The organism is Sphingomonas sp. MMS24-J45 (assembly GCF_044881195.1).
In the GTDB taxonomy this organism is placed as follows: domain Bacteria; phylum Pseudomonadota; class Alphaproteobacteria; order Sphingomonadales; family Sphingomonadaceae; genus Sphingomonas.
Window position 1 is genome coordinate 1,507,019 of sequence record NZ_CP173255.1, and the last position, 21,080, is coordinate 1,528,098.

The following is a 21,080-nucleotide window of genomic DNA, read 5'->3' on the forward strand; positions in this document are numbered from 1 at the left end:
CCGGATCGCAACGCCTGTCGGTATGATTACCGTCGAAGGCGATGCGGACGCTGTGCATAGCGTTCGGATCTCGGCGTCGAGCTCGCCAATCCAAGGCACCACCGAACCCGTACGCCGCACGGCGACGCAATTGGAGGAATGGTTCTCGGGTGAACGCACGCGGTTCGATCTGCCGCTGGCCCCTGCCGCTACGCCGCGTGGGCAAGCACTGCGCGATGCGATGGTCGCGATCGGCTATGGTGAAACGCTGAGCTATGGGGCGCTTGCTGATCTGGCGGAGTCCAGCGCTCGCGCGATCGGCCAGGCGTGCGCGCGGAACCCCTTTCCGATCATCGTGCCGTGCCACCGGGTGCTGAATGCCGACGGGCGGCTCGGGGCCTATTCAGCGGGGGATGGGCCACGCACCAAACACTGGCTGCTCGATCATGAGCAACGCCACAGCCCCAATCGCGCGCGCGACCTGTTCAGCCGGTAACCGCGCTGATCATCGGCTGCATGTCGTGCCAGCCTTCGACGATCATCTTGCCCGCGACATAGACGATAATCGCCAAGCCAAGCCACGCGATCCAGCGGAAGCGCTCGATATATTTGGCGATAATGTTGGCGGCCAGGCCCATCAGCGCGACCGACAGGATAAGACCAATCACCATGATGCCGGGATGCTCACGCGCTGCCCCGGCGACGGCGAGGACGTTGTCGAGGCTCATGGAGACATCGGCGATGGCAACTGCCCAAGCCGCCGAAAGGAAGCTCTTTGCCGGGCGAATGCCGCTATGTTCGTCGCCCTCGATCTCGGGCGACCCGCCCGATGCACCGGCAGGTCGCAGCTCGCGGTACATTTTCCACGCCACCCACAGCAGCAGCAATCCGCCGCCGAATACCAGGCCGTAGGATTTGAAGCTCGACAGACCGTATAGCACCGCGACTGCAAACACGATGCGGAGGATCAGCGCGGCCAGAATCCCGATCCCGATCACTTGCTTGCGTTGTGCAGCCGGCAATCCCGCAGCGAGCGCACCGACGATGATCGCATTGTCTCCGGCAAGGGCTATGTCGAGAAATACGACGGTGGCGAAGGCGGCGAGCGCGGAAGGCGACCCGATATTGGCAAAGTCGTTGAGGATGTGCTGCCACAGCCAGCTGAGCGACATCGGTTCGGTGGCGGCTGCCGCTAGGATCGTGGTGAGCATGGAACGCTCCTAGCGTGTGGCAGCGACATGGGCAAAGCCCATGTCGTCGGTCGCGGCTTCGCCGCGCCGGCCGGACCGGTGCGAGTCCTGGCTTAGCTGCGCTAAGCCAGGACTCGCACTCGGTTACTGATTCATGCTGTCGAAGAAATCTTCGTTGGTCTTCGAATTCTTCATCTTGTCGAGCAGGAATTCCATCGAATCGATCGTGCCCATCTGCATCAGGATGCGGCGCAGCACCCACATCTTCGACAGCTTGCTCTGGTCGACCAGCAATTCTTCCTTGCGCGTGCCCGATTTGCCGACGTCGAGCGCCGGGAAGATGCGCTTGTCGGCAACCTTGCGATCGAGCACGATCTCGGAGTTACCGGTGCCCTTGAATTCCTCGAAGATCACTTCGTCCATGCGGCTGCCGGTGTCGATCAGCGCGGTCGCGATGATCGAGAGCGAACCGCCTTCCTCGATGTTGCGCGCGGCGCCGAAGAAACGCTTGGGACGTTGCAACGCGTTGGCATCGACGCCGCCGGTCAACACCTTGCCCGACGAAGGGACGACGGTGTTGTATGCGCGGCCGAGACGCGTGATCGAGTTGAGCAGGATCACCACATCCTTCTTGTGCTCGACCAGACGTTTTGCCTTTTCGATCACCATTTCAGCCACTTGCACGTGCCGGGTGGCGGGTTCGTCGAAGGTCGAGCTGACCACTTCGCCCTTTACGGAGCGCTGCATGTCGGTGACTTCTTCCGGACGTTCGTCGATCAACAAGACGATCAGGAACACCTCGGGGTGATTGTCCGTGATGGCTTTGGCGATGTTTTGCAGCATCACCGTTTTACCCACGCGGGGTGGCGCGACGATCAGCGTGCGCTGGCCCTTGCCCTGTGGGGAGACGATGTCGATGACGCGCGCGCTCTTGTCCTTGATCGTCGGATCGGACGGATCGAGCGTCAGCTTCTCATCCGGATAGAGCGGCGTCAGGTTATCGAAATTGACGCGGTGCCGCACCGCATCGGGATCATCGAAATTGACTGCGGTCAGCCGCACCAGCGCGAAATAGCGCTCACCATCCTTCGGGCCCCGGATTTCGCCTTCGACCGTGTCACCGGTGCGCAGACCGAACTTGCGGACCTGGTTCGGCGAAACATAGATGTCGTCAGGGCCGGCCAGGTAATTCGCCTCGGGCGAGCGCAGGAAACCGAAACCGTCGGGCAGCACTTCGATCGTGCCGAGCCCCATGATCATGTCGCCTTCTTCGGCCTGCACCTTCAGAATCGCGAACATCAGATCCTGCTTGCGCAGCGTCGACGCGCTCTCGATCCCGAGCTCTTCGGCCATCGCGACCAGCTCGGCCGGTTTCTTGTTCTTCAGGTCTTTGAGATGCATGGGTGACGTCCGGGCATGAAGATGCTGGGGAGGAGCTTCGATCGGCGAAGGATACGCGACGATGCCAGAGAAGGATGCCGCGACCGTACGGGTGGGCCCGCCGCATCGTGACACTATCACCGGATACGGCTGCACCGCGCGCGCGTCAAGACGCTGCCCCCTTGGGCGTCCCTAGAACGGCTGGACGATCGCCAGGATAACGATGAAGGTTACGAGCAAAGCTGGCACTTCGTTGATCAGCCGCAATTGGCGACCGGTCAGTGTCGGCTTTCCGGCGGCAAGCTTCTTGGCATAGCGCACGGCCCAATGGTGGTATCCAGTCAGCAACACCACCAGCAGCAGCTTGGTATGCAGCCAGCCGAGTTCGCTCGTGCCGGAAAACAATCCGGCATTGGCGGCCAGGATCAGGCCGAGCACCCACACGACTATCATCGCCGGCGTCAGAATGATGTGCCGAATCTTGCCTTCGCGCTCGACCCAGACGGCCGCTTCGGGGGAGCCGATCGCCGCTTCCTGATGATAGACGAGATAGCGCGGCAACATGAACAGCCCCGCCATCCAGAAGATCACGAAAATGACATGCGCCGCCTTCACCCACGGATAGGCGTTACCGAGCATTCCGATCATCGCGGACTCCGCACATAGGCAAGCAATTGCTCGACATGCGGGATCGGCGTGTCCTGTAAAATGCCGTGGCCGAGATTGAAGACATGCGGGCGATCGGCAAAGGCGTCGAGAATGCGCTGCGCGGCGTCGGCCATGTCGGCTCCCCCCGCGATGAGGACGAGCGGATCGAGATTGCCCTGCACCGGCATCCCTTGCGGTAGATTGGCGGCGGCCCATTCGGGATGTATCGTTTCGTCGACACCGACCGCATCGACCCCGGTTTCACGCGCATAAGCAGGCAATTTTTCGCCGGCACCCTTCGGGAAGCCAATCACCGGTAGGCCAGGATGGCGGGCATGAAGCGCGGCGACGATCGCGGCGTTGGGCGCGATCACCCAGCGTTCGAACTGCGCCGGGCTGAGACTGCCCGACCAGCTGTCGAACAATTGTACCGCCTCGACCCCGGCCTCGATCTGCTTCGACAGATACTCGATCGTGCACGCGGAAATCGCGCCGATGATTTCGGCAAAGGCGGCCGGATCGGCATAGGCGAAGCGGCGAGTCTCGCTCTGATCCTTACTGCCATGTCCCGCGACCATATAGGTGGCAACGGTCCAGGGACTACCCGCAAAGCCCAGGAAGGTGGTCTCAGGCGGCAATTGCGCGGCGACCTGACGGACGGTCTCATAGACCGGGTCGAGCCGCTCCAGCACCGGTTGCAACCCCGACAGCGGATGATCGACCAGCGCAGGCGTGAGCGCCGGCCCCTCGCCCACCCCGAACGTCAGATCCTGACCCAGCGCGGATGGGACCATCAGGATGTCGGAAAACAGGATCGCCCCGTCAAAGCCGAAGCGGCGGATCGGCTGAACGGTGACCTCGGCTGCCGCCGCGCTGTCGTTGACCAACGCCAGGAAGCCGCCCTTTTCGGCCCTCAGCGCACGATATTCGGGGAGATAACGCCCGGCCTGCCGCATCAGCCACACTGGCGGGATCGGCTGACGCTCACCCTTCAAGGTGGCGAGCAGCGGCTTCTTAACAGTCGTCACGGTCGAAACTCCCCACCGGCTTCGCTCACCCTCTTCTATAAGAATCTAAAATCTTAAAAGGATGTAGTCGTTGTTGGCACGTCGATAACGGGGCTTATGCGGCAATCCCGAAAATGCCAACAGCTTGCGCTTGGCGCGTGCCCTGAACCGCGCTGAGTCGGACGGCTCGTCCCCATTATCCACAGCCTGTGCACAATATCGGCCCCCGTGCAGGCAATTGTGGATAAAGTGGCGGTTATGCACCGCGGACGCATGGCTTTGCGGGCGGGCGAAGTTGCGCTAGCGATTGCCACCATGTTGTCCACAGTTTCGCCCAGTCGGCCCCTTTGATGCGGCTGCATCTGCATCTGCTGTCGGATTCAACCGGCGAAACGCTCGAGAACATCGCCAAGGCCGCGCTCGCGCAATATGACGATGTCGAGACGATCCGGCATTTCTGGCCGATGGTGCGGACCGAAGCACATCTCGAGCGGATCCTGCAGGAGATCTCGCAGAATCCGGGATTGGTGCTGTTCACGCTGGTCAATAGCGAGATTCGGCGCACACTCGAAACGCGGTGCCGCGCGCTGGGCCTGCCGGCGATTGCGCCGATGGACGGGGTGACCCACGCGCTGTCGGGGTTGCTCGGCCAGGCGGCAAAGGCGCGGCCCGGGCGGCAACACGTACTCGACGCCGCCTATTTCGCGCGGGTCGAGGCGATCCATTTCACGATCGCGCATGACGACGGCATCGGCGCGGAGGATTGGGAAGAGGCGGACATCGTGCTGGCCGGGGTGTCGCGATCGTCCAAGACGCCGACCTCGATCTATCTTGCCAATCGCGGCTTCAAGACTGCCAATATCCCGATCGTGGTGGAAAGCCCGCCGCCGCCGATCCTCTATTCGCTGAAGAATCCGTTGGTGGTCGGCCTCACCACCAGCGCCGATCGCTTGATCCAGGTGCGCCGCAACCGCCTGCTGTCGCTCAATCAGGTGACCGAGACCGCCTATGTCGATCAGGAAGCCGTGGCGCGCGAAGTCGCGTTCGCGCGGCGCATGTTCGCCGATAATGGCTGGCCGGTGATCGATGTGACGCGCCGATCGATCGAGGAAACGGCGGCGGCAATCATCGCCCTGGTCAACGAACGGTGCGGCGAAACACGAGCAGAACCATGAATCAGCTATCACAACGCCTTGTGCTCGCCTCGCAAAGCGGCGCGCGGCGCGCCATGCTCACCGCGGCCGGGGTCGCGTTCGAGGCGGTCTCGGCCGGAGTCGATGAGGAGTCGGCCAAGGCAGCCCTTTTGGGAGAGGGCTTGGCCGCACGCGACATGGCCGATGCCCTGGCGGAGATGAAAGCGATCAAGGTCTCGTCCGGCGATGGCCAGGCGCTGGTGCTCGGTTGCGATTCGGTCGTCGCGCTGGATGACGGCACGATGCTCGACAAGCCGCGCGACCGCACCGAGGCGGAGGAGCATTTGCGGCGGCTGTCGGGCAAGCGTCATGAACTGGTCAGCGCCGCGGTGATCGCCGAGGGCGGTCGACCTGTCTGGCGTGTCGTCGATCGGGCGAAGATGCACGTGCGGTCTTTGTCGGACGGTTTCATCGCGCACTATCTCGACCGCGAATGGCCCGAGATCGCGGGGTGTGTCGGCTGTTACCGGATCGAAGGCCCCGGTGCGCAACTGTTCAGCCGGATCGAGGGGAGTCATTTCACCGTGCTCGGGCTGCCGCTGCTGCCGGTGCTCGATTATCTGCGGATTCGAAGGATCTTGCCGTCATGATGTTTGCCGAGGTGATCGGGGATCCGATCGCACATTCGAAATCACCGGCGATCCACAAATTCTGGATCGAGGCGGCGGGGATCGACGCCGATTATGCACGGCATCACGTCGTCGCGGCTGATCTCGCCACCTATCTTGCCGAAGCCCGCGCCAATCCCGACTGGCGCGGCTGCAACATTACCCTGCCCCACAAGGTCGCGATCATGGATCTGGTCGATGATCCCGGCGACATTCGCGGGACGATCGGCGCGATGAACACGATCCTGCGGCAGGAGGACGGGTCGCTGATCGGCACCAATACCGATGCGGCGGGTTTCTACGCGCCGATCGCCGAGCACGATCTGACGGGCGCCCCGGTGGTAGTGGTCGGCGCGGGCGGCGCGGCGCGTGCGGTGTTGTTCGCGCTGTCGCGACTTGGCGTCGGCCCGGTGACGATCCTCAACCGCAACGTGCTGAAGGCGGCCGCCTTGCTCTCTTCTTTCGGTTTGAAGGGGCAAGCGTTGGCGCTCGACGCGAAACTTCCGCCGGCTTCACTGCTGGTCAACGCCTCTTCGCTCGGCATGGCGGGGCAAACGCCGCTCGGTCTCGACCTCGCTGCGCTGCCCGACGATGCGGTCGTCTATGATGTGGTCTATGCCCCGCTCGAGACTCCTTTGCTGGCCGCAGCGCGGGCGCGCGATCTGGAGACGGTCGATGGACTCGATATGCTGATCGGGCAGGCAGCACTCGCGTTCGAACTGTTTTTCGGCATGGCCCCGCCGCGCGATGAGGCCAGCGATACCGCGCTTCGGGCATTGTTGACGGCATGACGTCGCCCGGGCCGATCACGATCGGGCTCACCGGGTCGATCGGCATGGGCAAGTCGACCGTGGCGGCGATGTTTCTGGAGGCGGGCGTTCCGGTATTCGATGCCGATGCTGCGGTTCATGCCTTGCAGGGGGTCGGTGGACGGCTCGTGCCGGCGATCGAGGCCGCTTTTCCCGGATCCACGCGTGACGGCGCGGTCGATCGCACGCTGCTGGGGCCTATGGTGCTGAGTGATCCTGCCGCGGTGAAGCGGCTCGAGGCGATCGTTCACCCGGCCGTAGGCGAAGAGCGTGCAGCCTTCCTGGCGACTCATGCCAGTGCCGATATGGTGGTGTTCGACGTGCCCTTGCTGTTCGAGACCGGGGGCGAGTCGCGAGTCGATAGCGTCGTCGTCGTCTCGGCACCGGCCGATCTGCAGCGCGCGCGTGTGCTCGCCCGGCCCGGCATGTCGATCGAGAAGTTCGAGGCAATTCTTGCCATGCAATTGCCGAATGCGGAAAAAGTCGCGCGAGCCGACTTTGTCGTGCCGACCGGCGGATCGCATGAAGAGACCCGCCGCGCGGTTCACGCCATCATCGCTTGCCTAGCGGCGCGTCAGACCCCATCATCGTGAGTACCATGCGCGAGATTGTCTTCGATACAGAGACCACCGGCTTCAGCTTTCCCGACGGCGATCGCATGGTCGAGATCGGGTGCCTCGAAATGATCAACCGGGTCGAAACCGGGCGCACCTTCCACGCTTATTTCCATCCCGAACGCACCATGCCGGCCGAGGCCCAGCGCGTTCACGGACTGAGCGACGCGTTTCTCGCCGACAAACCGCTGTTCGTGCAGCAGGTCGACGAACTGCTCGACTTTCTCGAGGACAGCCCGCTCGTCGCGCACAATGCGAGCTTCGATTTCGGCTTCCTCAATGGCGAATTGCAGCGTTGCGGGCGCACCACCGTCGGCATGCACCGGATGGTCGATACCGTGGCGATGGCGCGAATGCGGCATCCGGGCGCGAAGCATAGCCTCGATGCGCTGTGCAGCCGCTACGGCATCGATCGCAGTCACCGCACCTTGCACGGCGCTTTGCTCGACGCGCAATTGCTGGCGCAGGTCTATGTCGAACTGACCGGCGGGCGGCAGATCGGCCTGGGCCTGGTCAGCGAAGCGGTGGTCGAGGCTGCACCGACCGCTCCCGCCGCGCCCGCGGTGGTCCGCCCGGCTCGCGTATTCGCAATCAGCGAAGCCGATCGTGCCCGGCACGCCCAGTTCATCAAAACCGTCGTTAATCCATTGTGGGGGAGCGAAGCGGTAGCGCAATAGTTTGAAGGGGGTCGAGGTATCCGACTGATACCGTCTACCGGCCGCGTGATCGTATCAGCGACACCGGCCTCTACCAAGGAGAGTGCTCATGGATATTCGGGTTTCCGGCCATCAGGTCGAGACGGGCGAGGCGCTCAAGACCCATGTCGACGAGCGACTTCAGGGCATCGCCACCAAATATTTCGCGCGCGCCATTTCGTCGCAGGTCACGTTCGGCAAGGGGCCGCACGACAACCGTTTCACCTGTGATATCGTCGCGCACGTCATGCAGGGTTTGATCCTGAAAGGCAGCGGCGACGCCGCCGATGCCCACGCCGCGTTCGAAGTGGCGGCTGGCAAGATCGAGAAGCAATTGCGCCGCTATATGCGCCGGCTGAAGGACCGCAACGCCGGGGTCGCCACCGCGATCGAAGCGCAGGCCGTCAGCGCGGCGGATAATGCCGGTTACACCCTGTTCCAGGAAAACAACGCTGAGGAAGAGGTCGAGGATTTCCCCCTGATCGTGGCGGAAACTCGGGTCGACGTGCCCGATGCGAGCGTATCCGATGCTGTGATGATGCTCGATTTGCGCAACACCACCGCCCTGCTGTTCCGCAATTCGGGCTCGGGCACCTATAATATGGTCTATCGCCGCGGTGACGGCACGATCGGCTGGGTCGAACCGCAGCGACAATAAGCCGAACTCCTAGCGGATCGGTCGTGCTTTCGCGATCGCAGGAACGCCGCTATGGGCCCGCGTCTCGCCATGTGCGATGCGCGGGCCCCAAGGATTGTGATGACCGACCTCCACGACATTCTTTCGCCAGAGGCGGTGCTCGAACATGTCACCGCAGGCAACCGCAAGGCACTGTTCCAGCATCTCGCCGCCGCTGCGGCTTCGGCTTACGAGCTCGATCCGACGGTCGTGGCGGCCGCCGTCGCCGCGCGCGAAAAGCTTGGTTCGACCGCGTTCGGCGCTGGCGTGGCGACCCCGCATGGCAAGGTGCCCGGTCTCAGCCAGGTCTGCGGCGTGTTCGCGCGGCTCCCCACCCCGCTCGATTTCGATGCGGTCGATGATTTGCCGGTCGATATCGTCTTTATGCTACTGTCACCACCCGATGCCGGGGCGGACCATTTGAAGGCGCTCGCGCGCGTCTCGCGCACGCTGCGCGACAAGGCGTTCGTCGATAAATTGCGCGGTGCCGGATCGCGCGACGCGCTGGTGGCGCTGCTCAGCGCCGATGTCGTGCGCGACGCGGCCTGAGATGGAGCGCCCGCCCGCCGGGGAAGCGGCGCATTTCCGCGCGCTGGAATCGCTCTATGCGGCGGCACCAATCAATCGGCTGTTCGATTCCACGCTCGAAATCCCCGAGGCGGGAATAGCGCGGATTCACTTTACGCTCGACGAACGCTATTTCCACGCCGCCGGAGCGGCGCATGGCACGAGCTATTTCAAGATGCTCGATGATGCCGCTTTCTATGCGGCGAACAGTCTGGTGACCGATCGCTTTTTGCTGACGACGGCGTTCAACCTGCTGCTGACAAAGCCGCTGCGTGCCGGCCCGGTCACGGCAGAGGGCCGCTGGATCTCGGGTCAGCGGCGCGTATTCGTCGCAGAAGCGCGCCTGATCGATGCGGAGGGGGACGAAGCCGCTCGCGGCACGGGCACTTTCATGCGCTCACAAATCGCGCTGGCCACGTTGCCGGGGTATCGCGCGTCGTGACTGCGGCGTTGCCGACCGGGATCCTGGTGTCGGCCCTGCTCAAGCGCGTAAACGATGCCGGGGGGATGGGGATGGTGCGCGCGCGCGGTGATGCCGAATCCGGCGCCATCCTGCTGATCCTGAACGAAGCGCCTGATGTCTCCCGGGTCATGGAGCGTGCGCTTGATCCGATGGGGAAGCCGAAGCTGGTACCTGCCGGGCCGAACGATCCACCAGATATAGCGGCGCGCGAAACGTACTGGCGCAAGCGGCGGGAGCGTGACCCCGATCTGTGGGTGATCGAACTGGACATCGCGTCGGCAGAACGATTCGCCGCAGAAACGATCTGCGACGGTTGACCCTATCGGCTTGGTAGACAATAGGCGGCCACCTTAGTCACGGGCGTTGTGCCGTGCCGGGTGCGATCCGGCTAGGTTACGCAGTCGGGGGGCTGTCCGGGTGGGCGACATAATGTCGGCCATGTCCGCGCACCAACCGCATTTTAGTCGTTTTCATGTCGTTTTCGAATCGCGTCGCTACCTTTGCGACGGCTACCTTCGCCCTTGCCGCTCTCATCGGCATCGGCTCGCCAGGCTTCGCGCAGGAAATCAACCGCGCCATTAACGAGCCGGCCGCATCTTCGGTTCCCGCACAAGCGAACCAGACCCAGCCGGCAATGGCCCCGGCAATTGCCACCACCGCAGAGTCCCAGCCGCAGGCAAGCGACACGCTCCAGGACGGCGATACCATTGAATATGGCACTTTGGCTGACGCCGTCGCCGCGCAGACCATGCCCGAGACGATCGCCGACGACCTGCAGTGCATGGCCGGCGCAATCTATTTCGAAGCCAAGGGCGAACCGCTGAGCGGTCAGCTCGCGGTGGCCGAGGTCATCCTCAACCGCACCAAGTCCGGCCGCTTCCCCAAGTCGGTTTGCTCGGTGGTTACGCAACCCGGTCAGTTTTCGTTCGTGCGCGGCGGCCATGTGCCATCGATTGCGCCGAACAAGCAGTATCGCACTGCCGTTGCAGTCGCGCGCGTCGCATTGACCGATGCGTGGGACAGCCCCGCGGCCGGCGCGATGTATTTCCATGCCCGCCGCGTCGCGCCGAGCTGGAACCGCGTGCAAGTCGCCGCAATCGGCAATCACGTTTTCTATCGTTGAGCCGAGCGCGTCGGGTTTGACGCGTTCGTGAAATGTTCTAGGATCGGGGGATGCTCAAGTCGTCCTCCGATCCTGTCCCGGATTCGTGCGCCGAATATCCTGGATCGCCGCTGTGCGCAGCCGATGTGGCGCGCGGCACGATTCGGATGTTGCTGCGCCATGATCTGGTTGCGCTCACCGAGGTACCGCTCGACGGCAATCGCCGCGCCGATCTGATGGCGATCGACGCGCGCGGGCAAATCGTGATCGTCGAGATCAAGGTCTCGCGCGCCGATTTGCTGGGCGATGCGAAATGGCCCGATTATCTCGCTTGCTGCGATCGCTATTATTGGGCGGTTCCAGCGGGATTCGATTTCCGGCCGCTCGATGGCCCGGCGTTTTTGCCCGAACGGACCGGAGTGATCGTCGCTGATCGCTACGACGCGGCGATCCTGCGGGAGGCGCATACGGAACCGCTCTCGGCGGCGACGCGCAAGCGTGCGACCTTGGCGTTCGGCCGCCGCGCCGCGCGCCGGGTGATTGGCTTGACCGACCCGGACGCGCAGCCGCTGCTTTAAAGCTTCGGACCGGAAACGGCGCGGCGCACTTTTTTCGGCGCGGCGTCGATCATCGCTGCGATCGCGGGGGAACGCGTGTCCTGATGCGCATAATCGCGGGCGGAATAGCCCTGCAGACGGTCGGCCTGATCGGGATCGGCGCCGAGATCGAGCAGCGTGCGCACCATCGCCTGATCGCGCCGCTGGACCGCGACGATCAGCGCGGTCTCGCCGCTGGAATTGCCGAGATTGGGATTCGCCCCGCCCTTGATCAGCGGCGGGATCATTTCGCCGCGTCCCAGCCGCGCGGCGATCAAAAGGGCCGTCTCGCCCTTGCCGTCGCGCAGATTGGCATCGGCACCCTTGGAGAGCAGGTAGGAAAGATACGGCAGGTCGCCGCGCCGCGTCACGATGTGCAGCGCGCCCTCGCCCGAGACGACATCGCGCGTGTTGACGAGCGTGGCACCAGGCTTGTCCAGCGCGGCGATGACTTCGTCATTCTTCGAGTCCTTCACCGCCTGCAGGAACTTGTAGCCGGCCGATTGACCGAGCTGCGCAGCCGCGGGCCCGGCGGTCAGCATCACCGCCGGCGCGGCGATCATGGCGAGAGCAAGCGAAGAGACACGAAAGAGCATCGAACACGTCCTGGCTGATGAAGAATGGTCTGTGATCACGAACTCGGCCGACGGGCGGCAAACCTTGCACCTTCTCGCCTAACAGATCATGGCTGGCCACGCCATGAACCAGATTTTTCGCGCTGTCTCGATCCTGTTCCTCGCGCTGTTGCCGGTCGCGTGCGGCGGCCCTGCCCCGCCAGAGCGCGCGCCGCTCGATGGCGTGAAGATCGGCGGGCCGTTCAGCCTGACCGATCAGGACGGCAAAGCGCGCACCGATCGCGATTTCGCCGGACGCTATCGCATCATGTATTTCGGCTACACTTTTTGCCCGGACGTCTGCCCGACCGACGTCCAGACGATCGGTGCGGGCTTGCGCGCGTTTGAGAAGCAGGATGCGGCGCGGGGTGCGAAGGTTGTGCCGATCTTCGTCACGGTCGATCCCAAGCGCGATACGCCGGCGGTGCTGAAGACGTTCGTGTCGGCCTTCCACCCGCGCATGGTCGGGCTGACCGGCACCCCGGAAGCTATCGCGGCGGTGGCCAAGGCGTACGGCATCTATGCCGAGGCGGAAAAGCCGAATGCCGAGGGCGGCTATCTCGTCGCGCACAGCCGCTTTGCCTATCTGATGGACCCGGCGGGCAAGCCGGTCGCGCTTTTGCCGCAGGACAAGACCCCAAAGGACGTGGCGGCCGAACTCGATCGCTGGGTACGCTGAAGATGGCCGGAAGCGGCAAATTCTGGGAAGAGCCGATCGATACGCTCGACCGGGGCCAATGGGAGGCGCTGTGCGACGGGTGCGGCAAATGCTGCGTCCACAAGCTGGAGGATGAGGAGACGGGCGAGCTGTTGCCGACCAATGTTTCCTGCCGCTTGCTTGATCGCGCCACCGCGCAATGTTCGAACTACGCACATCGCCACGCCTATGTCAGCGAATGCGTGCGCCTCAGCCGCGCCAATGTCCGCACGATCGACTGGCTGCCCGCGACCTGCGCATACCGGCTGCGCGCGGCGGGCGAGCCGCTGCCTGAATGGCATTATCTCGTGTCGGGCGACCGCGAGTCGGTCCACCGCGCCGGGCAATCGGTGCGCGGCTGGACGATCTCCGAAGACGATGCCGGCGACCTCGAATATCATCTCGTCGATCGGGAATTGTGACGCGGGCCGCATGAACGCGCCGATCGAGGTCGTGCGCAGCGCCCGCGCGCGGCGGGCGCGACTGTCGGTCGATGGCACGACGGGGCGCGTCCGGCTGGTCTTGCCCGTTCGCGCTCCGCTGAAGCCAGCGCTCGCCTGGGCAGAGGGGAAAGCGGCGTGGATCGCCGAGCAGCGGGCGCGTTTGCCCGACGCGCGCCCGTTTGCGCCCGGCGCCGAAATCCCGTTCGAGGATGGTACGCTGACGATCCAATGGGATGCCGATGCGCCACGGACGGTGAAGCGAGTCGGCGACGTCCTGCACTGTGGCGGCACTGCGGAGGGGCTGACGCGCCGCATCCAATCCTGGCTGCGCCGCGAAGCGCTGCGTCTGCTGAGCGCGGACACGGAAGAATTCGCCGCGCGCGCGGGGGTGGTGGTTACGAAGGTGGCGATCGGCGACCCCAAGTCGCGCTGGGGAAGCTGCGCGTCATCGGGCACGATCCGCTACAGCTGGCGGCTGATCCTGATGCCGGTTTGGGTGCGGCGCTCGACCGTTGCGCATGAAGTGGCGCACCGGCTGCACATGAACCACGGACCGGAGTTCTACCGCGTCGTCGCCGCGCTCGACGAACACGATCCCGATGCCTCGCGCGCTTGGCTGCGCAGGCACGGTGCCGCGCTTCACTGGGTCGGACGCGAATCCTGACGATCGGGCGGCGGTACGCGCTGCACCGGAGGCGGCGGCACGCGTGTCGGGACAGGTGCCGGACGCGCCTGATCGCGGCCTAGCACCCGGTCGATCCAGGCCTGATCCAGCTTCTGGTCGTCGCGCTTGTCGGCGGGCGCCTTGTCCTGCTGCTCGGCAGGGGCACCGCGCGGCTCGACCGGGTTGCCGTCGGCATCGACCATCTGGCCCGGCGCGGGCGGCTGGTTTTCGCCCTGGCTGATCGGATTGCCGTTTTCATCGACGAACAGACCGTTGTCCGCCTCGCCGAAATAGGATTCCTGATCGGGCTCGAGCTCGAACTCGGGCAGCGTGACCTTGGTGTCGAATTCCTCCGGCGGACGGTTGGCGACGGCGACCTTCATGAACGCGGCAAAGGCCTTGGCGGGCGCGGTGCCGCCGTGCAGGCCGGGGATCGGCTTGGCATCGTCGCGGCCCATCCACACGCCCGTCGTCAGGCCGCTGGAGAAGCCCAGGAACCAGCCGTCCTTGCTCGAGGTCGTCGTGCCGGTCTTGCCCGCGACCGGACGGCCGATCTGCGCCGCGCGACCGGTCCCGGTGTTGACCGTGGTCTGCAAAAGGTCGGTCATCTGCGCGGCGACGTACGGCGCGACCAGCACATGGCTGGTATCGACGGTTTGCGCGTAGATCGTCTCGCCCGCCGCGGTCACTTTGGTGATGCCGTACGGGGTCACCGCGACGCCCTTGTTGCCGACGCTGGCGAACGCGCGCGTCATGTCGATCAACCGCACCTCAGACGTACCGAGCACCATCGAGGGATGCGTGTTCACCCGCGTCGTAATGCCGAAGCGTCGCGCCATGTCGGCAACGGTGGAAAAGCCCACTTCCTGGCCCAGCTTGGCCGCAACGGTGTTGAGCGAATAGGCAAAAGCAGTACGCAAGCTGACTGCACCGCTGTTGCGCCGCGAGTCGTTGCGGGGGCTCCAGCCGTCGATCGTGATCGGCTCATCGACGATCGAATCCTCGACCTTATGCCCTGCCTCCAATGCGGCGAGATAGACGAATAGCTTGAACGCCGAGCCAGGCTGACGCTGCGCCTGCGTCGCGCGGTTGTAGATCGATGTCACGTAATCGGTCCCGCCGACCATCGCACGGACCGCGCCGTCGCGGTCGATCGCCACCAGCGCGCCCTGCGCACCCTTCGGTGCATTCGCCTGGATCGCGGCATCGGCGGCGCGCTGCATGTTGAGATCGAGCGTGGTCCACACCTCGAGCGGACGCTGCGTCTCGTCGATCAGCACTTCCAGCTGTGGCAACGCCCAATCGGTGAAATAGCGCACGCTGTTCTGCCGCGCTTCGGGCACGAAGGCGATCCGGCTGACCGCTTCCTCTGCCTGGGCCACCTGCGACGCACTTGCCGCGCCGGTTTCCTGCATCAGCGACAGAACCACCTTGGCGCGGCCGCGCGCGGCATCGATGTCGGCGGTCGGCGAATAATTGGACGGCGCCTTGACCAGCCCGGCGATCACCGCCGCCTCGCTCATGCTCAGCCGGTCTGCGCCATGGCCAAAGAACTTCCGACTCGCCGCATCGATGCCGTACGCGCCGCCGCCGAAATAGACCTTGTTGAGGTACAGCTCGAGCACCTGATCCTTGGTGAATTTGCGTTCGAGCGCGAGCGCCAGGATCGCTTCGCGAAACTTGCGGCCGAAACGCTTGCTCGAATTCAGGAAGACGTTGCGGGCGAGCTGCTGCGTGATCGTCGATCCGCCCTGCCGCCAATGCCCCTTCTCGATCCGCACCTGGACCGATCGCGCCATGCCGATCGGGTCGACGCCGGGGTGCATGCGGAAACGACGATCCTCGACCGAGATCATCGCATCGCGCATCACCGCGGGGATGCGGTCGTACGGCAACCATTCGCCATAGCTTGGGCCGATCGACACGATCACCGTGCCGTCGGCGGCGTGGACGCGGATCATCTGCCCGTTGGGCGAGGATTTCAGTTCCTCGAAACTCGGCAATTGCCCTTGCGAGACATAGACCGTGATGGCGAGGACGATCGCACCGAGCAGCGCAAGGCCGCTCGCGATCTGCAGCGCCAGCACGCTGCGGCGGCGCCAGCGTGGCTTGGTCGAGCGGGATTTGGGGACAGGGGAGCGGGCCATTGCGTAACCACAGCGTTACGGCTTGCAGCGGATGCCGACAAGCCGTGACGCCAAGGATTAGCTGTGCAGTTCGTCGCTTATCGCGCTCTCTCCGGCGCTTTCGCCGATCGCGTCGCGCGGGCGGAAGTCGAGGCTCAGCGAATTCATGCAATAGCGCAGGCCGGTCGGCGGCGGTCCATCCGGGAAGACATGGCCAAGGTGCCCGTCGCAGCGCGCGCAGCGTGCTTCGATTCGTGTCATGCCGTGGCTGGTGTCGCGATGCTCCGACACATATTCGGCTGCGATCGGTTGGGTGAAGCTCGGCCAGCCCGACCCGGAATCATATTTGTCGGCCGAATCGAACAAGGGCTGGCCGCATCCGCCGCAACGATAGATGCCGTCGGCCTTGTTGTTGTTGTAACGCCCGGCAAAGGCGCGCTCGGTCCCGGCCTCGCGCAGCACGTGATACGCCTCGGGGCTAAGGCGCTTGCGCCATTCGGTTTCGGACAAGGTGAAATGGTCCATGAAAGTTCCTGTCAGCGGGGGCTGTGGTCAAGCGGAGCGTGGCCGATCCGCGTCAACGACGCGATCGTCTCGATCAAGCCGGGAATATGGGAGAGCAACGGCAGCGCGGCAAGGGCCACGCGCGGGCGCTCGGCCGCATCGCGGACCAAACCGGCCAGCGTGATCGGGCGGCGTGTGGCGCGCGCCAAATCGGCCTGGAAGCGCGGTGCCGCCGCTGCTCCGCCGGCCAGAAAGGCGTTGGCGGAGCGGATTCCGCTGGCGATCGCAATGCCCATGCCCTCACCCGCCAGTGACGGGATGACGCCCGCCTGATCACCCAGCCGGAACACCCCGGGATCGCCGCGGAGCGCGCGCCAGCCATAGGGCACGTTGGCGATCGCATCGATCGGCTCGGTCCCGGCGCGGTAGGCGAGCCGATCGCCAAGCCTCGGATGGTCGCGCGCGAGCGCATCGAGCAACGCCGCAGGTGACCCCGCCGCCAGCATCGCCGATCGGTGCACCGCCATACAGACATTGGCGCTGCCATCCTCCTGCAGATTGATGCCGACATAGCCGCGATCGAACAGATGCAATTCGACCGCATCATTGATCAGCCGGGTGAGACCGGGGGCGGCGGCGATACGCACGCGCAAGCCGAGCACGGGATCGTCGCCGCGCGCCTCCGCCGGTCGCGCCATGCCGCGCACGTCATGCTTGCCGCTGGCGAGAAACAGGGTGTCGCTGGCCAGCGACGCGCCATCGTCGAGCGTCGCGGTTGTGCTCGACAGGCTGCGCACGGTAACGCCGCGCTCGACCGCTGCCCCTGCTGCGACCGCCTGGGCGAGCAGGACGGTATCAAGCATCCGCCGCGACACGCCGAGCGCGGGGCGCGGCAAGCTTGCCTCGACCACCCGGTCGCCCGCGATGATCCGCGTCTGCGTGATTCGCGCCGTGCCCAGCATTTCCGCCGCGACGCCGAGCCGTGCGAGCGATTCGAGCGTGCGCCAGCTCAGGAACCCGCCGCAAATCGCATCGCCCGTCTCGCGGCTGCGCTCGACCAGCAGATGCGGCGCACCGGCGCGCGCGAGGGTGATCGCGGCGCTCGCCCCGGCGGGGCCGCCGCCGACAATCAGCGCGGGGGTGGTGCGCACAGCTTTTCTACGCACAGGCGGAACGGAAAGGCACGGTACACGCGCGCCGCAACGCCCGCTTCCGCCAGGATCGGCGGCCATTCGCCGGGGCGATACGACCGCGCGATCGACAGTTTCCCGTCGTGCCGCACGATTGGATGCCAGCGCGCGAGCGTCGCCAGCAGCGGATAGCCCAGATAGGCGAAACGGTGGCGGTGGAGATCGTTGACCAGCCACCCGCGCGCGCTTTCGCGGTCCATGAAGCGCAGGAACGCCACGAGCTGATCGCGCGTCATATGGTGCGCGACCAGGCTGGAGATGATGAAATCCCACCCCTCTCCGGCATGATCGGCATAATCGCCGGTGCGAAACCGGATCGGCAAATCCGATGGCGTGTGCGCCGCCGCCGCAGCCTGGCTGCGGGGGTTGAGGTCCACGCCGAACAGTTCGGCCTCCAGACCGCGCCGCGCCGTCCAGCGCGCGATCCGGCGCAGCATGTCGCCATCGCCGTATCCGACATCGAGCAGTCGGAAGCGAGTCATGCCCACAGTGCCGCGCTGCAGAAAATCGAGCGTCGGGCGCGCCGCCATCGTCACGACGTTGACCTTCGCAAGGTCCCCGACGACCGCGGCATAGGTTTCTGGAGCCAGATCGTCGGCGTCCATCAGCTCTTCTGCGACGGCGCGCTCGGCGAGACTCACGCCGCGCTCCGGAAACCGAAGCCCTCGGCGGCAAGACCGGGGCCGAAGGCGAGGGCGACGCCGTCGTGGATTGGCGGGCCGCCGAGCAACCGCGCCAGCACGAACATCAGCGTCGCCGACGACATGTTGCCGAAGTCCGCCAGCACGCCGCGCGAAGCAGCGAGCGCGCCTTGCTGCAGATGCAGCGCATTCTCGACCGCATCGAGGATCGAGCGGCCCCCGGCATGGACCGCCCAGCCGTCGATTTCCCCCGGGTCGCGCCCGCCCGTCGCGGCGGCCGCGAAATCGGGATTGGCGAGGCCGACGGCGATCCGCGCGGGGACCTCGCCCGACAAATGCATCGCAAACCCGCTGTCGGTAATGTCCCAGCGGATCAAAGCGGCGGAATCGGGCAAGGTCGTCGCGAAGGGCTGGCCGAGCGCGAGTCCGGTTGGCTCCGCGGTAACGAGCGCGGCGGCGGCACCGTCGCCGAATTGCAGCATCGCGAGCAACGGTTCGAGCGTGGGATTGTCCTGCAAATGCAGCGTCGACAGCTCGACACACAGAACCAGCACGCGGGCGGCGGGGTCGGATCGGACGATGTGCCGCGCGCTGCGCAAAGCGGCGACGGCGGCGTAACAGCCCATGAAGCCGACCAGCAGCCGCTCGACCGAGGGGGAAAGGCCGAGTTCGGCGGCGATGATCTGGTCGATGCCGGGCGCGACGAAGCCGGTGCAACTCGCCACGACGAAATGTGTGATCCCGTCGAGGGGAACCTGCGCGCGCAACGCGTCTATCGCGGCAATTCCTAGCTTGGGCGCAGCTTCCGCATACAGCCGCATCCGCTCGGCCGTGCCGGGCAGCAGGTCGCGAGCGTAGAATCCCCCCGCATCGACCGGCGATCCGCCATCGGTGCCGCGCGGCAGAACCGACCAGCGATGCCCGATCGCGGCCCGTCCCGCCATCCGATCGAACACGCGCGCGCTCCGCGCATCGGGCAACCGGCTGCGCGCCCATTGGATGAAAGCGTCGTGAATGTCGTGATCGGGGACGGCGGTGCCGATCGCGGCGATATGGGCGGTTGCGTGCAAAGCGAGCTTTCGGGCGGCCGGGCGGGGGTACGTCCGGTCCGGGTGTAACGCTATCGCAGCCGATCCGATCCGCAAAGCCCGGGCGTTATGCCGTATCGACGCGCACCCGCAGCATGGCGAGTGCCGCCAGCGCCATCACCACGGCGGCGAACAGCATCGTCCAGATCGGCTCACCTGGAAAAAACGCCTGCATGATCGACCCCATCACCGTTGCGACCAACAATTGCGGGATCACGACGAAGACGTTGAACAGGCCCATATAGATGCCGAGCTTGCGCTGCGGCAGGCTGGAGGCGAGGATCGCGTAGGGCATGGCGAGGATCGAGGCCCAGGCGATGCCGATGCCCACTTCGCTCAACAGCAGCATCTGCGGATCGCGAATGACGAGGAAACTCGCATAGCCAGCGGCGCCGCACAGCAGCCCGACGACATGCGTGCGTGCCGCGCCGATCCGCTTGGCGAGGAAGGGCAGCAGCGTCAGCGCGGCAATCGCGGCGATGCCGTTATAGGTGCCGAACAGCACGTCGACCCAGCTCGCGCCCTCCTGGTAGCGCGCGCTCGCCGGATCGGTCGCGCCGAACACATAATGCGCGACGATCGGCGTGGTGTTGATCCACATGATGAACAAAGCGGACCAGCTGAAGAACTGCACGACCGCCAGCCGCTTCATCAACGGCGGCATCCCGGCGAAATCGCCGACGATATGGCCGAGGATCGACGCCGAATTTCCGGCCCGCGCGCGCGCGATTGCGATGATGCTGGCGATGCCATAGCCGCTGAGCAATCCGCCGAGCAGATACACTTCCTTCTTCAGCCCGAACGCGGCGACCGCGGCGATCACGACGACACCACCGGCAATCCACCACAGGCTGCCGCCGAAGGTCCGCGCGGCGAGCAGGCGCAGCGTTTCGGTTTCCTGTTCTTCCGTCCCGTCGAACGCCGCCATTTCGGCGGGCGAATATTCGCGCGTCGTCAGCACCGTCCACAACACCGACAGGAACAGCGCCGCCCCGCCGAACCAGAAGGCATAGCGCACCGTATCGGGGATCACGCCCGGCGCGGCGGTATTGGCGACGCCCCAATGTTCGAGCAGCTTGGGGAAGATCGAGCCGATCACCGCGCCCGCCCCGATAAAGGCAGTCTGCACCGCATAGCCGACGCTGTGCTGGTCCTTGCGCAACATGTCGCCGACGAAGGCGCGGAACGGCTCCATCGAGATGTTGAGCGAGGCATCCAGCACCCACAGCATGACGGCGGCGAACAGCAACACGCTCGACAGCGGCATGACGAACAAGGCGAGCGTGGCGAGGATCGCGCCAGTCAGGAAATAGGGCCGCCTGCGCCCGAGCCGCCCGAGCCAGGTCTTGTCCGACATATGCCCGATGATCGGCTGGACCAGCAGCCCGGTCAGCGGGGCGGCCACCCAAAGTGCGGGGAGATCGTCGAGATTGCTGCCCAGCGTCTGAAAAACCCGGCTCATATTGGCGTTCTGCAACGCAAAGCCGATCTGAATGCCGAAAAAGCCGAACGAAATGTTCCACAGCCCGGCAAAGGACTGGCGCGGCCGTTCGTTCACTGATCCATCCCCTGCGCTTTTATCATTA

At 65.1% G+C, this 21,080-nt stretch carries 26 protein-coding genes; 15 read left to right on the top strand and 11 right to left on the bottom strand.

All coding sequences use genetic code 11. The features are described from left to right. The first annotated feature begins 22 nt into the window (after positions 1–22). Positions 23–475 carry a methylated-DNA--[protein]-cysteine S-methyltransferase gene (locus tag AB5I39_RS07630; protein WP_404373249.1) on the top strand — a complete coding sequence of 151 codons (453 nt, stop codon included), beginning with the start codon at positions 23–25 and terminating at the stop codon, positions 473–475. Here the strand turns inward: AB5I39_RS07630 and AB5I39_RS07635 are convergent. From AB5I39_RS07635 to hemE, 4 genes are all read right to left on the bottom strand, one after another. Continuing rightward, positions 465–1,190 carry a YjbE family putative metal transport protein gene (locus AB5I39_RS07635; RefSeq protein ID WP_404373251.1) on the bottom strand — a complete coding sequence of 242 codons (726 nt, stop codon included), beginning with the start codon at positions 1,188–1,190 and terminating at the stop codon, positions 465–467. The two genes, AB5I39_RS07630 and AB5I39_RS07635, sit on opposite strands and share 11 nt — an antisense overlap. A 123-nt stretch (positions 1,191–1,313) precedes the next feature. Next, the gene (rho, locus tag AB5I39_RS07640) at positions 1,314–2,570 is read right to left on the bottom strand and encodes a transcription termination factor Rho (RefSeq protein ID WP_404373254.1); all 1,257 of its coding nucleotides are present in this window, start codon (positions 2,568–2,570) and stop codon (positions 1,314–1,316) included. A gap of 171 nt (positions 2,571–2,741) precedes the next feature. Further along, positions 2,742–3,197, bottom strand: a complete 456-nt coding sequence (locus tag AB5I39_RS07645) for a CopD family protein (RefSeq protein ID WP_404373257.1) — start codon at positions 3,195–3,197, stop codon at positions 2,742–2,744. Beyond that, complete coding sequence (gene hemE / locus AB5I39_RS07650) at positions 3,194–4,225, bottom strand: uroporphyrinogen decarboxylase (protein ID WP_404373259.1); 1,032 nt, start codon at positions 4,223–4,225, stop codon at positions 3,194–3,196. The genes AB5I39_RS07645 and hemE overlap by 4 nt, the downstream gene beginning before the upstream one ends. Positions 4,226–4,551: 326 nt before the next feature. On the opposite strand from hemE, the gene AB5I39_RS07655 reads away from it, so the two are divergent. The 11 genes from AB5I39_RS07655 (at position 4,552) to AB5I39_RS07705 (ending at position 11,509) form a co-directional block, all read left to right on the top strand. Further along, a complete protein-coding gene (locus AB5I39_RS07655; protein ID WP_404373262.1) occupies positions 4,552–5,379 on the top strand; it encodes a pyruvate, water dikinase regulatory protein in 828 nt (275 codons plus the stop codon). Between the two features lie 53 nt (positions 5,380–5,432). Next, entirely contained in the window at positions 5,433–5,987 is a 555-nt protein-coding gene (locus AB5I39_RS07660) for a Maf family protein (RefSeq protein ID WP_404374060.1), read from the top strand. Next, the gene (gene aroE, locus AB5I39_RS07665) at positions 5,984–6,796 is read left to right on the top strand and encodes a shikimate dehydrogenase (RefSeq protein ID WP_404373265.1); all 813 of its coding nucleotides are present in this window, start codon (positions 5,984–5,986) and stop codon (positions 6,794–6,796) included. Before AB5I39_RS07660 ends, aroE begins: the two co-directional genes overlap by 4 nt. Next, the gene (gene coaE / locus AB5I39_RS07670) at positions 6,793–7,407 is read left to right on the top strand and encodes a dephospho-CoA kinase (protein WP_404373267.1); all 615 of its coding nucleotides are present in this window, start codon (positions 6,793–6,795) and stop codon (positions 7,405–7,407) included. The genes aroE and coaE overlap by 4 nt, the downstream gene beginning before the upstream one ends. 5 nt (positions 7,408–7,412) lie before the next feature. Beyond that, positions 7,413–8,105 (top strand): DNA polymerase III subunit epsilon, encoded by a 693-nt coding sequence (gene dnaQ / locus AB5I39_RS07675; RefSeq protein ID WP_404374062.1) that lies wholly within the window; start codon positions 7,413–7,415, stop codon positions 8,103–8,105. Between the two features lie 88 nt (positions 8,106–8,193). Then, the gene (gene hpf / locus AB5I39_RS07680; RefSeq protein ID WP_404373270.1) at positions 8,194–8,781 is read left to right on the top strand and encodes a ribosome hibernation-promoting factor, HPF/YfiA family; all 588 of its coding nucleotides are present in this window, start codon (positions 8,194–8,196) and stop codon (positions 8,779–8,781) included. Between the two features lie 99 nt (positions 8,782–8,880). Further along, positions 8,881–9,348: a PTS sugar transporter subunit IIA gene (locus tag AB5I39_RS07685; protein ID WP_404373273.1), complete on the top strand. Its 468-nt coding sequence runs from the start codon at positions 8,881–8,883 to the stop codon at positions 9,346–9,348. Position 9,349: 1 nt separating this feature from the next. Then, positions 9,350–9,808, top strand: coding sequence for a PaaI family thioesterase (locus tag AB5I39_RS07690; RefSeq protein WP_404373276.1), 459 nt, complete (start codon positions 9,350–9,352; stop codon positions 9,806–9,808). Next, a complete protein-coding gene (locus AB5I39_RS07695) occupies positions 9,805–10,146 on the top strand; it encodes a DUF1491 family protein (protein ID WP_404373279.1) in 342 nt (113 codons plus the stop codon). Before AB5I39_RS07690 ends, AB5I39_RS07695 begins: the two co-directional genes overlap by 4 nt. 155 nt (positions 10,147–10,301) lie before the next feature. After that, a complete protein-coding gene (locus AB5I39_RS07700; RefSeq protein ID WP_404373282.1) occupies positions 10,302–10,952 on the top strand; it encodes a cell wall hydrolase in 651 nt (216 codons plus the stop codon). Positions 10,953–11,002: 50 nt separating this feature from the next. Next, complete coding sequence (locus AB5I39_RS07705; RefSeq protein WP_404373284.1) at positions 11,003–11,509, top strand: MmcB family DNA repair protein; 507 nt, start codon at positions 11,003–11,005, stop codon at positions 11,507–11,509. Here AB5I39_RS07705 and AB5I39_RS07710 read toward each other — a convergent pair. Then, positions 11,506–12,090 (bottom strand): ankyrin repeat domain-containing protein, encoded by a 585-nt coding sequence (locus AB5I39_RS07710; protein ID WP_404373287.1) that lies wholly within the window; start codon positions 12,088–12,090, stop codon positions 11,506–11,508. The genes AB5I39_RS07705 and AB5I39_RS07710 overlap by 4 nt on opposite strands. 121 nt (positions 12,091–12,211) lie before the next feature. Between AB5I39_RS07710 and AB5I39_RS07715 the strand changes: the two genes are divergently transcribed. From AB5I39_RS07715 to AB5I39_RS07725, 3 genes are read left to right on the top strand one after another with little or no spacing between them, the layout of a single operon-like run. Then, complete coding sequence (locus AB5I39_RS07715; protein WP_404373288.1) at positions 12,212–12,820, top strand: SCO family protein; 609 nt, start codon at positions 12,212–12,214, stop codon at positions 12,818–12,820. Positions 12,821–12,822: 2 nt separating this feature from the next. Beyond that, positions 12,823–13,260, top strand: a complete 438-nt coding sequence (locus tag AB5I39_RS07720; protein WP_404373291.1) for a YcgN family cysteine cluster protein — start codon at positions 12,823–12,825, stop codon at positions 13,258–13,260. Positions 13,261–13,270: 10 nt separating this feature from the next. Continuing rightward, positions 13,271–13,945, top strand: coding sequence for a M48 family metallopeptidase (locus AB5I39_RS07725; protein ID WP_404373294.1), 675 nt, complete (start codon positions 13,271–13,273; stop codon positions 13,943–13,945). Here the strand turns inward: AB5I39_RS07725 and AB5I39_RS07730 are convergent. The 6 genes from AB5I39_RS07730 to AB5I39_RS07755 form a co-directional block, all read right to left on the bottom strand. Next, positions 13,921–16,092: a transglycosylase domain-containing protein gene (locus AB5I39_RS07730; RefSeq protein WP_404373297.1), complete on the bottom strand. Its 2,172-nt coding sequence runs from the start codon at positions 16,090–16,092 to the stop codon at positions 13,921–13,923. The two genes, AB5I39_RS07725 and AB5I39_RS07730, sit on opposite strands and share 25 nt — an antisense overlap. 57 nt (positions 16,093–16,149) lie before the next feature. Next, on the bottom strand, positions 16,150–16,596 hold the full coding sequence (msrB, locus tag AB5I39_RS07735) for a peptide-methionine (R)-S-oxide reductase MsrB (protein WP_404373300.1): 447 nt from the start codon (positions 16,594–16,596) through the stop codon (positions 16,150–16,152). 11 nt (positions 16,597–16,607) lie between these two features. After that, positions 16,608–17,726 carry an NAD(P)/FAD-dependent oxidoreductase gene (locus tag AB5I39_RS07740; protein ID WP_404373303.1) on the bottom strand — a complete coding sequence of 373 codons (1,119 nt, stop codon included), beginning with the start codon at positions 17,724–17,726 and terminating at the stop codon, positions 16,608–16,610. Next, on the bottom strand, positions 17,705–18,406 hold the full coding sequence (locus AB5I39_RS07745) for a methyltransferase domain-containing protein (protein ID WP_404373306.1): 702 nt from the start codon (positions 18,404–18,406) through the stop codon (positions 17,705–17,707). Before AB5I39_RS07745 ends, AB5I39_RS07740 begins: the two co-directional genes overlap by 22 nt. Next, entirely contained in the window at positions 18,403–19,476 is a 1,074-nt protein-coding gene (locus AB5I39_RS07750; RefSeq protein ID WP_404373309.1) for a type III polyketide synthase, read from the bottom strand. The genes AB5I39_RS07745 and AB5I39_RS07750 overlap by 4 nt, the downstream gene beginning before the upstream one ends. 85 nt (positions 19,477–19,561) lie before the next feature. Continuing rightward, complete coding sequence (locus tag AB5I39_RS07755; protein WP_404373312.1) at positions 19,562–21,052, bottom strand: MFS transporter; 1,491 nt, start codon at positions 21,050–21,052, stop codon at positions 19,562–19,564. Between the last annotated feature and the right edge of the window lie 28 nt (positions 21,053–21,080).